14 protein-coding genes are annotated in these 16,974 nt (G+C 46.1%); 2 read left to right on the forward strand and 12 right to left on the reverse strand.

Annotated features, from left to right (window positions below; translation table 11 throughout):
- Positions 1 to 285: 285 nt before the first annotated feature.
- Positions 286 to 2,445 (reverse strand): carbohydrate binding family 9 domain-containing protein, encoded by a 2,160-nt coding sequence (locus tag DYD21_RS10310; protein ID WP_147303556.1) that lies wholly within the window; start codon positions 2,443 to 2,445, stop codon positions 286 to 288.
- A gap of 724 nt (positions 2,446 to 3,169) precedes the next feature.
- Here DYD21_RS10310 and DYD21_RS10315 point away from each other — a divergent pair.
- The gene (locus DYD21_RS10315) at positions 3,170 to 3,784 is read left to right on the forward strand and encodes a sigma-70 family RNA polymerase sigma factor (protein WP_116036159.1); all 615 of its coding nucleotides are present in this window, start codon (positions 3,170 to 3,172) and stop codon (positions 3,782 to 3,784) included.
- A gap of 15 nt (positions 3,785 to 3,799) precedes the next feature.
- Positions 3,800 to 6,367, forward strand: a complete 2,568-nt coding sequence (locus DYD21_RS10320; protein ID WP_116036161.1) for a serine/threonine-protein kinase — start codon at positions 3,800 to 3,802, stop codon at positions 6,365 to 6,367.
- 932 nt (positions 6,368 to 7,299) lie between these two features.
- Here DYD21_RS10320 and DYD21_RS10330 read toward each other — a convergent pair.
- The 11 genes from DYD21_RS10330 to DYD21_RS10380 form a co-directional block, all read right to left on the reverse strand.
- Positions 7,300 to 8,220, reverse strand: coding sequence for a hypothetical protein (locus DYD21_RS10330; protein ID WP_116036164.1), 921 nt, complete (start codon positions 8,218 to 8,220; stop codon positions 7,300 to 7,302).
- A gap of 131 nt (positions 8,221 to 8,351) precedes the next feature.
- Positions 8,352 to 9,272, reverse strand: coding sequence for a nuclear transport factor 2 family protein (locus tag DYD21_RS10335; protein ID WP_116036166.1), 921 nt, complete (start codon positions 9,270 to 9,272; stop codon positions 8,352 to 8,354).
- A gap of 141 nt (positions 9,273 to 9,413) precedes the next feature.
- A complete protein-coding gene (locus DYD21_RS10340) occupies positions 9,414 to 10,343 on the reverse strand; it encodes a hypothetical protein (protein WP_147303557.1) in 930 nt (309 codons plus the stop codon).
- Positions 10,344 to 10,477: 134 nt separating this feature from the next.
- Positions 10,478 to 11,938, reverse strand: coding sequence for a multicopper oxidase family protein (locus DYD21_RS10345; protein WP_158551523.1), 1,461 nt, complete (start codon positions 11,936 to 11,938; stop codon positions 10,478 to 10,480).
- Positions 11,939 to 12,011: 73 nt separating this feature from the next.
- Complete coding sequence (locus DYD21_RS10350) at positions 12,012 to 12,917, reverse strand: hypothetical protein (RefSeq protein WP_116036171.1); 906 nt, start codon at positions 12,915 to 12,917, stop codon at positions 12,012 to 12,014.
- A gap of 91 nt (positions 12,918 to 13,008) precedes the next feature.
- A complete protein-coding gene (locus tag DYD21_RS10355) occupies positions 13,009 to 13,914 on the reverse strand; it encodes a hypothetical protein (RefSeq protein ID WP_147303558.1) in 906 nt (301 codons plus the stop codon).
- A 29-nt stretch (positions 13,915 to 13,943) separates the two neighbouring features.
- A complete protein-coding gene (locus DYD21_RS10360; protein WP_116036174.1) occupies positions 13,944 to 14,474 on the reverse strand; it encodes a nuclear transport factor 2 family protein in 531 nt (176 codons plus the stop codon).
- A gap of 58 nt (positions 14,475 to 14,532) precedes the next feature.
- Positions 14,533 to 15,453, reverse strand: a complete 921-nt coding sequence (locus tag DYD21_RS10365; protein ID WP_116036175.1) for a hypothetical protein — start codon at positions 15,451 to 15,453, stop codon at positions 14,533 to 14,535.
- 503 nt (positions 15,454 to 15,956) lie between these two features.
- Positions 15,957 to 16,157 carry an ester cyclase gene (locus tag DYD21_RS10370; protein ID WP_158551525.1) on the reverse strand — a complete coding sequence of 67 codons (201 nt, stop codon included), beginning with the start codon at positions 16,155 to 16,157 and terminating at the stop codon, positions 15,957 to 15,959.
- On the reverse strand, positions 16,154 to 16,342 hold the full coding sequence (locus tag DYD21_RS10375) for a hypothetical protein (RefSeq protein WP_116036179.1): 189 nt from the start codon (positions 16,340 to 16,342) through the stop codon (positions 16,154 to 16,156). The genes DYD21_RS10370 and DYD21_RS10375 overlap by 4 nt, the downstream gene beginning before the upstream one ends.
- A 33-nt stretch (positions 16,343 to 16,375) precedes the next feature.
- On the reverse strand, positions 16,376 to 16,762 hold the full coding sequence (locus DYD21_RS10380; protein WP_116036180.1) for a DUF4440 domain-containing protein: 387 nt from the start codon (positions 16,760 to 16,762) through the stop codon (positions 16,376 to 16,378).
- Positions 16,763 to 16,974: the final 212 nt, after the last annotated feature.

The following is a 16,974-nucleotide window of genomic DNA, read 5'->3' on the forward strand; positions in this document are numbered from 1 at the left end:
AATTTTGGGATTATTTCTCCTGTCACCTCTTCTGTAAAGGTCCAGCTGGCGACATTGATAAAATGCTGCTTCTCAAGTCCAGGGCATTCTCGAAGCGACAGGATATCTTAACTGTTTTATAGTGTTGTCGATTGACGCATCGCAATACGAAAGCCTCACATCATAAATAGATTCAGGAATGGAAGATTATGCCTCCCATATTTTCTGCCTTTCTAAAGCCATTTCATATAGTAACATATCGATCTCTAAATGTTGAAGCCATTCATCCGATTTCCCTACATGTTATCAAAACGTATAGTCAAACTTCAGCATCACTGCACGACTTTCTGATGCCGGTAGTCTGGGCGTTAATCTATCCCGGTCGGCATTGAGTGTTTCATTGTACACCAGGTAGAAGTTGTTGCCATCTTTCGGATTATACCTGAAGCGGGAGTTGATGACCCCGATATCGTTTGCACTATTGAACTGAACAAATGAGGAAAATGTGAGGCTGGTGCTGAATGTAAACTCAGTCCTGAACCGTGCTACATGAGCAGTAAGATCCTGGTTCCGTTCACTAAACTCTATCCTGTTAAACTGGTAGAACAGATTCAGGTTTACGATTCTCGCTGGATCCCAGGTCGGTGTAACACTTGCCGTGAAGCGTGTTCCATCAAAAAATCCGCCGCCCCCGGCTCTGAAAATTGCCCTTAATGATTCTCCCCTTGGTGTGTGATAACTTAATGATGTCTCCGGAAAAGTGTATCGACCTGCGGGTATCTCCACATCATTCGCCAGTTGAAATGCCTGGGGGATATCCTCGGTAATGTACGTAAACTCAGCGTTGGCAAAGTCTCCCCGTTTCCAGGTTATTTCAACAGAAGGTCCGAATTCTGAAGTTTCAAGGCTTCTATCTTCGTTACTCAGATAGAGTGAGCCATTCATGGAGGCCTGAATCCTCTGTAGGGAAGAGTCATCCCCCAATGTCCATCCCCAGGAAATTCTTTCGCCAAAACGCATGTAATTTCTCCGCAGTTGAAATCCCATGGCCGGTTCATATAGTTCTCCGGAATAATTATAATTGAAGTTATAATTGAAGCCGTCAAAACTTCGCCGCTCCCAGTCTGCCTGCAGCCGCATGGATTGAAAACTGATTACGGATGCACCGGGATCACTGTCGGTTGTCTGTGCAAGATTAATATTCAGAAAATCATCACCCCAGAGGTTAAAAATTCCGTCGAGCCCATAACTCAGGTTATAGTTTCCGTTTTCATCAATACGGCTTGTAAGCATACCACCTGCGTACGATTGAGGATTAAAAAGCTGCCTCCTGACGCGGACTACACTGTGGTTTTCTGACAACAACCCCTGGTCATGTGCTGTCTGCATCGACAACAAGCCTATATCCCATCCGCCTGTACGGCTAATTGTACGCGCACCTCCCAAAATTCGTACCGGCTGTCCCTCGTGTAGGCCAATCCTGCGGCTGTGGAAAAGCCGGTCAGACCCGCCAAATGTAAAATCAAAAACTGCTGCGCGTTCCAGGAAGAACTGCCGCCGTTCGGGGAAGAACAGAGAGAAGCGAGTCAAATTCACCTGCTGATCGTCGGCCTCGACTTGGGCAAAATCGGTATTCAATGTCAGATCGAGTGTGGTATTATCGGTTATTCCTATTTTCAGATCCAGTCCGGCTTCATAGGTCAGCTCCCTATCGTGCCGGTAGCCATCGTCCCCTTCGGGTAATGTAGCTTGCCGCTGTATGCCTCCAAGAAGATAGGGCGTAATAAAGACAGGAGTATGGCTTTCAACATTATTTAAAACGATATTTTGGGTTTGAGAAGGTTTAACAAAACTCCATAATCCCCAATTTGGTGGTACTTCCGGAAAGATCTCTAAAGTTACATTATGAGCTGAGTACCGGTACGCAATCAATCCCATTTCCACACGCCCCTCTTCACTTTCAAACCGCAGGCTGCTGAACGGGATACGCATCTCTGCTGTCCAGCCGTAATCGGTGATCACTGCTTCAGCTTCCCAGATCGTATCCCAGAAAATATTGAGATTGCCATCCAGGGCATCATTGCTAATGGCACCATCCATTCTCGACCCGCTTGGAGTTACATTAAACATGAGCCCGTTTTCATTATCGTTAAAGGTATCTAAAATAATTGCCAACCCATCCATAGCCATGTTCGCCTGGTTTCTTTTATAAGTCGGTGCACTGATATTCTCCGGGTCACCATAACACCTGCAGCTTACATAGAGATAATCTTCATCGTGAGCGATTCTAATTTGGGTTTGATCCAAATCGACAGATTCACCAAACGAAGGCCAGTGAGTGACCAAAGGGAGCGGTTCGATGGCTTTCCAGGCGGGTTCGTCAACGTTGCCGTCGAGAGTAATGGGCCCGTTCAATTTCGGTATCTCATAGATATCAAATGTTTGGGCACTGAGGAGACTGGGCATAAATAAAAGCAGAAACACAGATCCGATTAAGATCTGATTGCATCTGTATAGAATTGTGAATTTATACATTCCAATTTCTCTTCATTTGATCTTATAGATTCTTAAACGCAATCTCTATCTCGCGGTTAGATCTCTTTCTGATCTGCAGTTATGAATCTTTCCGAAGCCAAAATTATTAACAATATCACTCCTTCATTTCCCATTTACGCTTCCATTTTTAAAGCTAAAACAAGTCTGATGCTTTATTTTATATGCGTAAATTAATATTGAAAGGGGACAAATAAATAATATGCAAAGAGATACTTCTTGCATGAACACTCACAGTCTTTTTGAGTGTCAATCAGAAATCGTTAAAATGAATTGTTTTGGATTTTTTTTAGTTTTTCAAATTCAAAAAAAGTTTAAAAGGATATATTATTGTTTCAAAATAAACAGTAGTGGACTTTGCAAAGCCCATAATAAACCTGTTATTGGATTTTAAATTCGGAGTTTATAAAAAACGGGTGTATCTGGTGTTATAAATCAACTCATTGACCTCTAAACCAAGATTTCTCCTTGATTTACTTCAATTTTTTGGCTTTTATTTATAGTAAGGCTTATTGGTAATTTAGGTTATATGTTGAATCAATTTTAGGTATAAAATCTTTCTTTCAGTTCATAAAACCGATTCAGAAATAAATATCATCAGCATATAGAGATCGTTCAACTTTTTGGGGGTTCAAAGATGAAAAGATCCAACAGATCGATTACTCGGATGCTTAAGGGGATAAGTGAGGGAGCAGATCATATCTACGATGAATTATTTCCTATTGTATATGAGAATCTGAGATATATTGCCAACAGACAACTTAATAAGGAATTTGACAACGTAACACTTTCCAAAACTTCACTGGTTCACGAAGTTTACCTAAAGCTGAATGATCAGAATGAAATTGACTTTCAGAACAGGTCTCACTTCTTTGCCATTGCATCAAGATGTATGCGCCAAATACTGATTGATCACGCAAGAAAAAAGTCTGCAAAAAAGCGTGGTGGCGATAAAAAAGATATCACTTACCTGGATGGCCTGATGAAAATTGAACATAGCGCAGAGCAACTCATTGACCTTGATAGTGCCTTAAACCGACTGAAAGATTTAAATCCGCGTCTGGTGAAGGTCGTGGAGTGCCGTTATTTTGGGGAGATGACCATTTATGACACTGCTAATGCACTTGGAATATCGGAACGCACTGTGAAAAGAGACTGGAAAAAGGCGAAAGGCTGGCTCTATAATGAGCTTAAAAATCGATTTGAAACCAAACAGGGAAACAAAGAGAACGTAAGCCTGGAACAGAACTAAAAAACCGGAGGTCGTATGAAACGGTCTGACTGGGAGCTGATCGAAAACATCGTTGATAAGGCTCTTGACTTGCCCGTGGAACAACGCCGTAAATTTATTGCCGGGAGATGCAAAGACAAACCGGTCATCAAAAAAGAAGCACTTGAGCTGCTGGAATCTATTGAAAAAGGAGATCTGTTTCCGGGTGATCAGACCGATCCGAAATTTGATCTGATTCAGAATATGCTGGACGGATTGAACCATTCCGAACTGCATCAAAGTCTGATCGGGAAAAAAATTGGCAGCTACCGTTTGGAAAAGCTGATTGGTAGTGGAGGAATGGGGGCCGTTTTTCTGGGTGAACGGGCTGATGGCCTTTTTGATCATACCGTAGCGGTAAAAATCATAAGAAGAGACTTTACTGATGAGAGTATCAGACACCATTTTGACAATGAGCGCAGAATTCTCGCCAAATTAACTCATGAGGGTATTGCCCAGCTATACGACGGCGGAGTGACCGATGAAGGCTGGCCTTACCTTGTAATGGAATATGTAAACGGCATTCCCATAATTCAATATTGTAACGAAAACCGGCTGACCATCAAACAAAGGCTCGAGCTATTTCGAGCTGTTTGCAAAGCTGTTCATTTTGCTCACTCTAAATTGATCATTCACCGGGATCTGAAACCGGCGAATATCCTGGTAAAAGAAAACAATAAGATCAAAATTCTTGACTTTGGAATTGCCCAATTTCTGGAAGACCAAAATTTTGCGGAACCTCCAAGATTTTTATCTCCAAATTATGCATCTCCCGAACAGCTAACAGAGAATCTTGTTTCAACGGCAAGCGATATATATAGTCTTGGTTTATTGCTTCATAGATTACTGGGCGGTTTTCATCCATATGAGATAAATGGACTAGATTTAAGTGAGCAATTGGAAGTTATCAAGGAGAATCTTAGTAAAAAGCCATCTGAACGTCTACGGAAGTTGCCCCGGGAAAATCGAGAGGAGATTGCAGAACAGAGAAAAACATCCATCCGGTCATTAGAAAAATCAATGTCGGGCGATCTGGACTCCATACTACAGAAATCATTAAAATTTAATTCCGATCAGCGATATGTATCAGCAGGTGACCTGCAAAATGATATCGACAATTTTATTCAGAATCTGCCGGTAAGTACACTTGCCGACAATAAATTCTATCGGTTTTCCAAGCTGTTGAAGCGAAACAGAATAACATTTGGTTCCATTGCAATAATTCTGTTTATGATTACAGGATTTGCCCTGTTTCACACGAATCAAATCGCAACGGAGCGAACCCAGGCTCAGCTTGAAGCAGACAAGGCCGAAGAAATTACTTCTTTTTTGATTGAGCTCTTCGATTCCAGTAATCCGACCTATGCGCCCGGTGAAGTGATCACCGCAGAGGATTTACTGGAACAGGGTCTTGAGCGCGCCGACCAAATTTCGGAGTTACCCGTTAAATCGGATATCCTGACTACAATTGGTAAAGCATATACGCGACTTGGAGAATACGATACCGGCAGCGAGATATTTCAACAAGCAATTGATTTAAACCAATCTATTTATGGACAAGAATCAGTTGAAACTGCAGATGTGATCTTCCATCTGGGTTTAAATTACGCTGCCACGTATAACTGGGACCTGTCACTACCATATTTAAAAAAGGCATATGAAATATATACTGACCACCTCGAACCTGATCATTCAAATGTTGTTAAATCTGCCCTCCGGCTGGCTACAACTATGCGGCATACCGGGCAGCCGGACTCAGCATTGAAACTGGCGGATTCGCATTTCGAAGCTATTGAACACGACTATACAGAGCACGACAGCGAGCTTCTTTCTGCCCTATTTCAATATGCGTACGTACTGCGGGGTGCCGGAGAAATTGACAGGTCAGAGGCAATTTACCTCGATCTGATTGAACGCTATGAACAGTCGAATGATACTCTTAACAATAGCATGGCTGCTAACCATAACAATCTTGGTTCAATCTACATTGAAAAAGAAAAATATCATAAATCTGAGCAGCACTACAGGAAATCACTTGATATAACCAATTATATTTATGGGCCTGACCATCCTTTAACGTTGAGAGTCCGTGCAAATATGATCTACCCGGTCTCTAAACTGGGCAGGTATGAGGAGGTTGCCACCATAATACAAGAAATAATTACACTGACTAAGGATAGGTATGGATGGGAGCATTGGAGAACCGGAGCCGCAATCGGAAGGTTCGGCCATTTTTCATTACACAGGAAAGATTATGCGAATGCTGATTCACTGTTTCAAGAAACTCACAGCATTTACAAAAGCGTACTGGGTCCGGATCATTTCTGGACCGCCCGCATGGAAGGTTATTTAACTTTGACCAATCGCCTATTGGGCAATCACGAAACTGCTGATTCCCTCTATAAACATCATATGGCCGTTTTGAATGACCAACAGTCAAACTTTTCCGACTCTCAGATCGGCCGATTACAAAGTTTAATAGATGCGTTCAAGGAAGCTGACGGAGATTTCAATGAAGAGATTTCCAATTATCAGTCCTTGCTGCCCGAAGGTAATGGACAGTAGCACCTCACCCATTGTTTGTTCATGCTAATTTAAATCATGCAATTGTAATTTGTAACGATTGATGCAAGGTTTTTAAACGACATTGCGCATAACCGGCACAAGCATTGATGCTAAATTAGCAACTAACCCGAATATTTCACGATAATTTTTTGAAAGTCGTGTAACCAATAGTAACATTACAGTTTAGGATAATATTTAAAGATTGGAAAGAATCACAGGGTGTTTTCCAGCGCTCCGAGCGAAGCGATTCCCACGAAGTGAAATTTATCCCTCTGCTTCGTTTTATATGGGAACTTACTCCTTCGGATATGAACTCTCGACCATCCCAAGCTGTATCTATTATCTAAGTTCATCCCAATTATGTCAATACTCTGAAAGCTGTCCATTGGCCACGCCAAAACAGAATAATTTCCATCAATATCATGACCGAAAAATTCTCCTTCTCCCGTTCCGGAAACCTCTAACCGCACCGTTGCGTGGTTGTCTGCCCCCACGACATGAATAGATTAGAGTGTTACATCAGGAAAGGTACTCCAGTATTCCTCAATCATGTTTAAATATGCATTAAGCTTCATCTCATCTCCGGATAGAATAAACGGATCTGTCAGAATTAATTATATCGCAGAGCGGTCTTGTTCGTTAAATGCTTCAACAAACTGCATAGCAAGCTCTTCATTCTGGGATGCGGCCGTTTCACTATCAGCCTGCTGCCATGATTAAGCGGCCAGTGCGATACAGGTAACGAGGCATATAATTATAGTGTTAAAGTGTGATAATCTGTTTTATGTATTCATGGTTTAGTTATTTAGCAGATCGAACGTACCCGTCCGGCAGCTATGCACAGCGATGTATTCTCAATTCGAAACAGTCGAAGTTTTAGCTTCGATCTGCATTGCTAGCCTCTTAATGAATTAGAGACAAAGCTCCGGTAGTTACGGCGCGATGGTGACATCTTTCAGGACTCCTACATTCCAGTAGTTGAATCCGCGCACGAACAGATACCGGCCCGGCTCGAGGTCAACAGTAAAATAGCCGGTCGTACCCGGCTGAAGTGCGTGCATTCCACCAATGAACGAGGCCGGAGCGGGATGGCGGAGGCCATTCACCGCGAACCAGTCCATCCACTCAGCCACCTCCCGGACATCTTTGTCACCATCAATTTTTGCAATGTGCACGTTATCACCCTCCTGATCCGCAGTAACACTGAAGGTCAGATTGCCCGCCGAAAGATCGCCGTTCATCACTATTGAGTCATCGGTGAATACAATCTCGATATCAGCTTCCGGTGGTTGAGCCTCTGAGTTATGACCGCTCACGACAAGCTCCCGTACCATACCTTCCATCAGGTGAAATTCGCCATCTTCGTCCTTTATGTAACACTCCAGTACGTATGTGCCGGGTTCCATATAGAGCATCACTTCGGTGGAAAGGCCGGGCGCTACGATACCGGAGCCGCCGCGGTACTCGTAGCCGACTTCGATCTCGCCCTCCTCAAACATCTCGAAGACTTTCCCGAGGGCCTCCTCCTGTCCGATGTGTCCTTCGCGGTGAGCAATCCAGGCATCATTCACCGGCGGAAGCACACCTTCCGTATAATCCTCGAACGTCCACCCCTCATCCAGAAGTAGGGGCACGAAAAAGTGCTCTTCATCGCCTTCATTTGTGAAGTGAAAGGCCGTCCATCCTGATGGTATCTCATCAGGGGCATCAAACGCATAATCCATCGCGATAATTTCCACCATGTTCGAATGGCCAGATTTATCTGAACCTGAGTAATACTGTGCAATCCCCGCATTAAAAGTCCATGCAATAATCAGTAGTAAATTGATAAGTAGTTTAAGCCAAGTTTTCATGATTATACTCCGTTCTTTTATTATTAGATATTAACTTTTCTTAGCGAGATGGTTGCCAGCTTGTTTTTTTAATCTCTACTCATAAGGATACGGACTCTCCATTACGCCAAGTTGTGTCCATAAAACAAACCTCAGATTTCGCCGCGCTCCGGGCCGTATGCCCCCTCGCCGGGCAACGGGGTGCCCTGCCAGCCCGCCATCTGCCAGCGGCCGTCCTCTTTTTCCCAGATCATCGTGTGGCGCACGACGGCTGTACCCTCATCCTCGGGATCCACCCACTTCGAGCGTCCGGTGACCACGGCGGTGTCCCCGAACTGCCGGACGCGCGTCTCGTCGTTGACGATCTCCTCCATAAAAGGAAACCGGCCAGCCTCGACGATCTCCACTGCTTCCTGCTTATCGGAGTAGCTGGCGTCGGCGTTGATGGCAAGTAAATCCTCGGAATACAGCCGATCAATGGCCCCGGCGTCTCCCGGCAGCTCAAAGGCATCGAACACTTCGCGCTCCAGTCGTTGCAGAGTCTCATCGTCCTGGTTGGAGCTGACGGGTGAGATCTCCACGGCGGCGATCTGCTCCCAGAGATCGAGATCGTCTCTTTCTACGTGCATCCTAGCAATTTGGCCTTCTTGCACGCCAAGCAGAATGATCTCCGTTACTTCGAACTCCTGGCCGCTGATGTCATGGCCGTGATACTCGCCCTCGCCGGTGCCAGTAAGTACGCCGCAAACCGTCACGTAGTCCTCGGCGGTCAAAACATGGGTGGGATCAAACTGCATATCCGGGAAGATCTCCCAGCCCCCTTCTACGTGATCGAGGAAGGCCTCGCGTGTCATTTCTTGCTCCCCGTAGGTAAACGGATCGGTAATGACATCTTCCAGTGCCTCGCGGTCTTGGGTGTTAAGGGCCTCGACGTAGCTGGTGGCCAGCTCTTCGTGTTGGGCTGCAGCTGCTTCACGATCAGCCTGCTGGCATGATGAAGCGATAAATACCAAGCCAAGAAGAAATGTTAAAAATATTACGACTGGATTTGAAGAAGTGATTAGTTCATTCATGATCTTGTTATTTGTGTCTTTATAATTCCTATCCGAAAATTTTGGAATCCAAGACGTTGTCAGGAACCTCACTTCGTTCAGCACGCTGACAGGTCGTTTATTTTACCTCGAATACTCCCATCATTCCCCGGTATACTCAATTCATTCAACTGTAAATGCCTTATAAAGACCCTCGCCCTGAGATACAAATACAACCCATGCATATTCCCCGGGTTCTGTGATATCCAGAGAAAAGTATGCGGTGTCAACATCACTCACGAATCCGAAACCTCCTAGGAATTCAACAGGTGAGGGTGATCTCAATCCGCCAACTTTATACCAATCCATCCATTCGTTCACTTTATCCAGGTTTGTTTCTTCATCCATGCGAACCAGGTGTACATTGTTGTGAAAGAATTGTCCTGCCGGATTCCGACTGAATTCAAGTGCAAAGGCATGGGTGCCTGTTTCCGGTTCCCAGTCTACTTCAATTTCATTTTCATGCAGGGTAATTTGTGATTCTCGATTTGGTTCAGGTGTGTTTGCAGCTTCTTCCATCACGGTGAACTCCCAATGCATTCCCTCAATAATATGGATGACTCCATCCTCAGTTTTCAGCCAACAGACCATCATATATTCTCCCGGTTCCAGGTAAACCGTTCTTTCTGCACTTCTGCCGGGAGATGTCAGCCCGCGGGTTGTTGAATACCGAACATCACCTGACCAGGCAGGCAGCATCTCATTCACTCTGTCATTGATTCCCGCGCGCTCTACTACGCCTTCCTGGTATTCACGTAGTACGGTTTCCCAGGCACTCATATAGTCCGTAAGGTATTCTTCATGTGTGGCTTCATTAGGAAGCTGAACCAGACTTATTTCATGGATATTACTGGCCATTTGATTATTCAAAATAAATGTGATCCATCCGGTTGGAAGTTCATTGGGTGCATCAATGTCAAAAGCGTGGTCCAGGGCTTCTACATGAACAATCGATGGCTGGTTCTGTGCGGCTGCGTTATCAACTTTCAAAAGCCCCATGCCCATAATAATGATTGAAATGATTTGAATTATAATTCTGTGAGAATGTGACATTGTATTTCTTTTTTGGGTTAAGATTTCTGTTATAGTTTCGCTTTACACCTGTTGATTTTGCTTGCTTACTGGTTCTAATTTTTACATGCGACGCTGTCAGGAACCTCTCTCCGTTCGGCACGCTGACAAGTCGCTTATTTTACCTCTAATACTCCCATCATTCCTTGGTCTTCGTGATCCAATATGTGGCAGTGGAACATCCACTTGCCGGGATAGTTGTCGTATCGCACAATGAAGCGGGCCGATTCGAAACCGGGCACATTAACAGTGTCTTCCCATTTTCGTTGTGAGACCGGCTCACCGTTGCGGTCAATCACCTGGAACTGAAAGCCGTGAAGGTGGAACGGGTGGTCCATTCCAACCAGGTTTCGGATATCCCAGATTTCGGTGGCTCCCAGCTCCGCGGTTTCATCCACCCGGTTCATATCCATCGTTTTGCTGTTGATTTTGCCGTTGGACATCCTCATGACTCGTGTTTCGGTTACGTCATCAACATTCAGTTCAGGAATTTTCCGAAGGGATTCCGGCATTTCAAAAGGTTCCTGAACAGAAGATTCATCCGTATACCGCAGAGTGAGCAGATCATTCTTTTCATCCCAGTTCGATGGGCGAAACATCGGCATGTAGCGGTCATACGGCAAATCCTGAAGTGTTATTTCACTTCCCGGATCACCAGTACCATGAACAAGCAGTTCAGCTCGTTCACCGTTTGAGAGAATGATTTCGTCCACTTCTTTTGGGCGCTCAAACAGTCCGCCGTCGCTGCCTATATGAGTAAAGGTGTGCCCATCAAGTGCCAGCCGATAAATTCGGGCACCGGATGCATTTACGATCCGCCAGCGCTGAGTTTCCCCGCTTTGGATAGAGAGCTCGGGCATGATTCCATCATTCACGAAAAGCACGTCCCCCTCGCGGCCGTTCATATCGTCCACGCGTTCCTGACGTGAGCCGGGCTCAGCGAACTCGATCTCCCCGTCCTCGTCAAACCGGTTGTCGGATAAAATCAGTAAGTGTTCGGTCAGAGTATCAGGCAGCGGATCATCGGGATCGCGGATGATGATGCCGCCGTAAAGACCCATCCCTACCTGCCAGGCTGTGTGATGGTGCGGGTGCGGATGGTACCAGTAGGTTCCTGCCGTCCCTTCATGGATTCTGAATGTATAGGTGAAGGTTTCGCCCGGTTCAACGGGATGGAACGGGCTGCCGTCCATCACAAAAGGAAGGTGAATGCCGTGCCAGTGCACGGTGGTTTTTTCGGGCAGGTTGTTTTTGAAGTGAATAATCACACTGTCACCTTCCGATGCTTCCAGAAGCGGGCCGGGCACACGCCCGTTGTAGGCATAGACATCGGTTTCAATGCCTGGCACGAGCGAAATACGCTCTTTGGATGCCGTCAGTTCCACCTCCACAATGCCCGGTTCGGATGAGATGTTCTCCAGAACGGGATGGCCGGCAATCGTATCTTCAGTGACTGCCTCAGAGTCGGAATGAGAAGGGCCCATTTCTCCGGCCATACTGATTGCGGAGAATGATAATATTGGCAAGATTACTGCCGGGAAAAAACTTTTTGAAGTAAGTAATTTCAAATACCTCATACTATTATGGTTATTTTGATTGGAATGGTGGATTATCGATTTTAAATATTCGGTATCAACGGAGGCGACGAGCCTACGGGTCGATGGTAACTTCTTGCCACACATCACGATCGTACGTGAGTTGCGAGATGAAGAGGTATCGGCCAGGCTCCAGATCAAGTGTAAAATACCCTTTCCCGCCCTCGGGCAGTTGATGGATGCCACCGATGAACGTAGTTGGCGCAGGTGGCCAAAACTGCTCCAGGTTGAAGGGCGTCATCCAGTCGATGATTTCCTGCATCTCTGTATCGGTCTCGATGCGGGCTACATGTACGTTGTGACCAAACTCTCTCGTGTGCACCTCTACAGTACGATTTCCGGCTGCCAGGTTGCCCTCCACAGTCATTTCATGGTTGGAGAGTGTAATCTCGATATCAGGCTCCGGTGGTGTCGTTTCGGAGGGCGCTTCAGTAACGGTGAGTTCACGCACCATGCCCTCCATGTTGTGGAGCTTGCCGTCCTCGGTCTTCGTGTAACAATCCAGGATGTAGGAGCCGGGCTCCAAGTGCAGCGTCACCTCCAGCACATGGCCGGGCTTTACGATACCGACTCCCCCGGCGCGCTGCATTTCGTACCACCAACCGGGGACTGCTGCTTGGAATCTTTCTACCGCTTCCGCACGATCTATATCTCCCGCCCGCTGCACATGCCAAATCTCAGCCAATGGCCCGACGTAGTCGGCCGCATAATCATCGATCGATTTATCCTCGGGCAGCCGGACGATCCACATCAAGTGCGGCTCCTCGCCCTCATTGACAAATTCGAACGTCGTCCATCCCGAAGGTATTTCATTGGGGGCATCGAAGGCGTAATCTTGCGCCGTCACCTGGATTACGTGATCTGAATAATCCGTATTAGATGAGTGCATTTGTGTCTGGGCTTTATACATCATCATCCCGAATATGATTATTGAAAAGCTAAAAATTTTGAATAATCGCATAATTAACACCTCTTTTTTTAATTGATTATTACCTAATATTTGAAGAAAAAATTATTATTCCGCCCAGAAACAAAGCTTTTTTTAGTCTCTTTTATTCTATCGTCACTTCCTGCCACACGTCGCGGTCGACCGTGGTTTGCGAGATGAAGAGATATCGGCCGGGCTCCAATTCGAGCGTGAAATAGCCCGTTCCGCCCTCGGGCAGATAATGGATGCCACCGATGAACGTAGCCGGTGCGGGCGGCCAGAAATATTCCAGGTTATAGGGCGTAATCCATTCGATGATATCTTGCATCTCCGTATCGGTCTCGAGGCGGGCCACGTGTACGTTGTGACCAACCTCCTCATTATGTACCTGAACGGTATGGCGGCCCGGCGTCAGATCGCCTTCAACAACCATCTCATGATTGGAAAGCGTGACCTCGATATCGTGGTCAGGCGGTGTCACATCGGAGGAAGCATCCGTTACATGAAGTTCTCGCACCATGCCCTCCATGTTGTGGAGCTCTCCATCCTCAGTCTTCATGTAGCAATCCAGAATGTAGGAGCCCGGCTCAAAGTACAGGGCCACCTCCAGCGTATGACCCGGCTTTACTACGCCTACTCCACCCGCGAGAGTCCTCTCGGCTCTCCACTCAGGGAATGCTGCTCTGGTTTTCATAAGAGTTAGTGCACGATCAATTTCACCAGCCCTCTGTTCATGCCAGATCTCAGTCCGTGGCACGACGACATCGGCTGCGTAATCATCAACAGATTTTCCATCCGGCAGCCGCTCGATGTACATCAAGTGCGGTTCTTCTCCTTGATTTGTGAACTCGATCTTTGTCCAGCCGGACGGAATCTCATCCGGCGCATCGAAGGCGTAATCTTCAGCCAAAATGGTGATGGCGTGATCCGTATGATCCGCTTCAGATGAGTTCATTTGAGCTGAGACCTGTTGGTTAATCAAGCCAACTATTATCAGTATAAATGCGAGTAGTTTTAGTATTGCTTTCATAGCTAAGTTGGAATCGGTTAGTTGAAACATCAATTGTCATCGAGGTCCGGGCCGTACGCTGCCTCACCGGGCAACGCGGTCCCTTGCCAGCCGACCATCTGCCAGCGACCGTCCTGTTTTGCCCAGATCATTGTGTGGCGCACGACGACAGTTCCGAGATCTTCCTCGGTGCTCACATACTTCGAGCGTCCGGTGATCACGGCGGTGTTACCGAACTGCCGAACGCGTGTCTCGTCGTTGATGATCTCCTCCACAACGGGAGGCCGGGCGGCCTCGATCATCTCCACTGCGTCCTGCTTATCGGAGTAGCTGGCATCGGCGTTGATGGACAGAAAATCGTCCGAATACAGCCGGTCGATGGTTTCCGCATCCCCCGGCAGCTCCGTGGCATCGAACACTTCGCGCTCCAGCTGCTTGAAGAACTCCTCGTCGTAGTCTTCGGCCAGCTCTTCGTTATGGCTGGCAGAAGTTTCGCTGTCACTGTTTCGAGGCTCACATGATAATAGTAATAGAACTGCTGTAGCTATAGTAATAAAGGAAATCATTTGTGTGTATCTCATTTCTGATCCTCCATTGATTTTCTAAAGTTGACTTAGAGTAGGTGTAATAAATGATTTCTTACTCAATGTTCACTTCCTGCATCACGCCAAGATGTCCGGTGTTCTCAGCGACAAAGAGGTATCGGCCGGGCTCAAGGTCAAGCGTGAAGTATCCCGTCTGGCCTTCCGGCAGCATCTGCATACCGCCAAGGAGTTTGGTTGGAGCAGGGGTCTGCATACCCGTAATTTCAAAGGGATTCATCCATCGAACGATCTCATCAATGTCCATGCCCGGTTCGATGCGAGCCACATGCACGTTGTGACCGAAGCCTTCTTCCGGATTTTCCGCCACGTACACCGCCACCGTATGCGTGCCGGGGGTCAGGGTGCCCTCGATATCCAGTTCAAAGTTTGAGAGCGTGATATCGATGTCGGCCTCGGGGGGCGCTGCCTCCGAGCGAGCATCGGTCACGGTGAGCCCGCGCATCATGCCTTCTATGGAGTGGAACTCTCCGTCCTCGGTCTTTGCATAGCATTCCAGATAGTAGTTGCCGGGTTCGAGTTGAACAGTTGCCTTGGTGGTAAGGCCGGGTGAAATAAGACCGGGACCGCCCATAAATTCGACAGCCCAGAACCATTTGGGCAATTCGACCCCGAGTTTTTCAAAGGCTTCTTCCTGAGAGATTTCGCCATCTCTCAACTCGTACCAGATCTCATTACATGGCGGCGTTACCTGGCTAGCGACGTCATCGAATGTCTTACCTTCAGGAATCCGGGCGATGATCATAAAGTGTTGCTCTTCCCCTTCATTGGTGTACTCAATAGTTGTCCATCCCGCGGGTATCTCATCCGGCGCATCGAAGGCATAATCTTCAGCCAGAATAGTGATGGCGTGATCCGAATGATCAGCGTCAGATGAGTGCATTTGTGCATCGCTTTCCTGAGTGATTACTCCTACACTAATGAGTAGTACAAATAGTACGCTGTATAGATATTTCATGGCGACTTGTATTTTGAGATTTTCGATTTATATACTCTATCTCCTCAGAATTTTCAGATGCTGGACTCAAACCGTTCAGAAACGACCCTCATTACATAAAGTGTGCTTCTATTTATAACTGCGTAAAAGAAATTGCAGATGGGACATTTTGATATCAAAGTTACTGAAGACTCATTCAGATTTATTCAAACCAAAAATTATTTGTGAAGCCGGAAGCCTTTTGCCCCAAGGGCCCGGTAGTTAACGGTATGCTATGGCTAGCCTGTGAATTTTAAGCACCTGGCTGCTTTGTATGCTCTATAATAGTCCCTCTTGACCGACTGTAAAGCCGGCAGAGATAGCAGTTAGTGCCATTCTTTAAAAAAATAGTGATCTGGAAAAGGAGGCTTTTCAAATATGGACTCATTCTTCTTACTGCTGATCGATTGGCTTTAGTAAACCTGAAACAATCTCAGGTCATCGATTCAGGCCAAAAAAGATCGCCCCTCCAGATTCTACGTTATCTATTTTTCCGGATACGGACTCTCCACTATCCCAAGTTGTGTCCAAAAACCAAGTTCATTCCAGTTATACCAGTATTCTGAAATGCGCCCGTCCTTAATGCCAAACAGTATGGTTTCTGTTGCCCATACTTTTTTCCCATCAATATCGTGGCCTAATAATTTTCCTTCGCAGGTACCGGTATAAACTATGCGAACTGTCACGTAGTCGTCGGATCCTGCAAGTATAGTGGTTCAAGGTTAAAATCAGGAAAGGTCTCCCAGGCTCTGCGGATCATATTCAGTAAAAAATCAGGCTCATGTTCCTCAACATATATTTTGATCTTTTCAACCAGTACAACCTGCAAGGCATCGGGGTCTTGGGCGTTATAGGCCTCAATATATTGCATGGTAAGGGCTTCCACGAATACAAATTAGACAGTCTAACTATCCGATAAACTGCTGTTAAATATATCACGGTGTAGTTTCCATTCACCCCCCTTGAGCTTCCAAATGACAATATATTTTGATCGGTCGAGAATTTCTTCGTTCTGATTCATTAAAATTGCGTTTCCAACTTCAATAGCGGTATTCCCGTAATGTTCAACTTCCGAGGTTTTCAGTTGAATTTGCTCAATGCCCATCTCCATCACTGCCTGCCAGAATTTTTTTATGGCATCTCTGCCTGTAACGAAATCCGCGTTCGGAGGCAGCACTTCCCCGTCTATTGAAAACAGCTGAGATACTCCTTCCGCATTACCGCTGTTGTACCTCAGCATGAATTCCTGATTTCTGTTTTCAATGGTATTTCTGATGGCCAGGTTTGCCATAATTAGTACCTTTTTATTTGATATAATGGAAGTTTAAAAACATTGAAACTCAGCCCTCCTTTTCTCCAATTGCTGATTTTCAAACTTTATCCCGATTCGCGTTAAATGATCTTACCCTTTATTTTTTAAGCGTGAGTTTTCGGGCTTGTTCAAAGCCATCGGTCCGCAGGCAGACTCTTAAACCTCGAATCTTTGATTTAATACAATTATTG

The organism is Rhodohalobacter sp. SW132, assembly GCF_003390325.1.
Lineage (GTDB): Bacteria > Bacteroidota > Rhodothermia > Balneolales > Balneolaceae > SW132.

Bases quoted from the DNA above. Each gene is read 5' to 3' on its own strand.
- DYD21_RS10345 (WP_158551523.1), bottom strand. From the start codon at position 11,938: ATGAGGTATTTGAAATTACTTACTTCAAAAAGTTTTTTCCCGGCAGTA.
- DYD21_RS10335 (WP_116036166.1), bottom strand. From the start codon at position 9,272: ATGAATGAACTAATCACTTCTTCAAATCCAGTCGTAATATTTTTAACA.
- DYD21_RS10375 (WP_116036179.1), bottom strand. From the start codon at position 16,342: ATGCAATATATTGAGGCCTATAACGCCCAAGACCCCGATGCCTTGCAG.
- DYD21_RS10355 (WP_147303558.1), bottom strand. From the start codon at position 13,914: ATGAAAGCAATACTAAAACTACTCGCATTTATACTGATAATAGTTGGC.
- DYD21_RS10330 (WP_116036164.1), bottom strand. From the start codon at position 8,220: ATGAAAACTTGGCTTAAACTACTTATCAATTTACTACTGATTATTGCA.
- DYD21_RS10310 (WP_147303556.1), bottom strand. From the start codon at position 2,445: ATGCCCAGTCTCCTCAGTGCCCAAACATTTGATATCTATGAGATACCG.
- DYD21_RS10360 (WP_116036174.1), bottom strand. From the start codon at position 14,474: ATGAGATACACACAAATGATTTCCTTTATTACTATAGCTACAGCAGTT.
- DYD21_RS10350 (WP_116036171.1), bottom strand. From the start codon at position 12,917: ATGCGATTATTCAAAATTTTTAGCTTTTCAATAATCATATTCGGGATG.
- DYD21_RS10320 (WP_116036161.1), top strand. From the start codon at position 3,800: ATGAAACGGTCTGACTGGGAGCTGATCGAAAACATCGTTGATAAGGCT.
- DYD21_RS10315 (WP_116036159.1), top strand. From the start codon at position 3,170: ATGAAAAGATCCAACAGATCGATTACTCGGATGCTTAAGGGGATAAGT.
- DYD21_RS10380 (WP_116036180.1), bottom strand. From the start codon at position 16,762: ATGGCAAACCTGGCCATCAGAAATACCATTGAAAACAGAAATCAGGAA.
- DYD21_RS10365 (WP_116036175.1), bottom strand. From the start codon at position 15,453: ATGAAATATCTATACAGCGTACTATTTGTACTACTCATTAGTGTAGGA.
- DYD21_RS10340 (WP_147303557.1), bottom strand. From the start codon at position 10,343: ATGTCACATTCTCACAGAATTATAATTCAAATCATTTCAATCATTATT.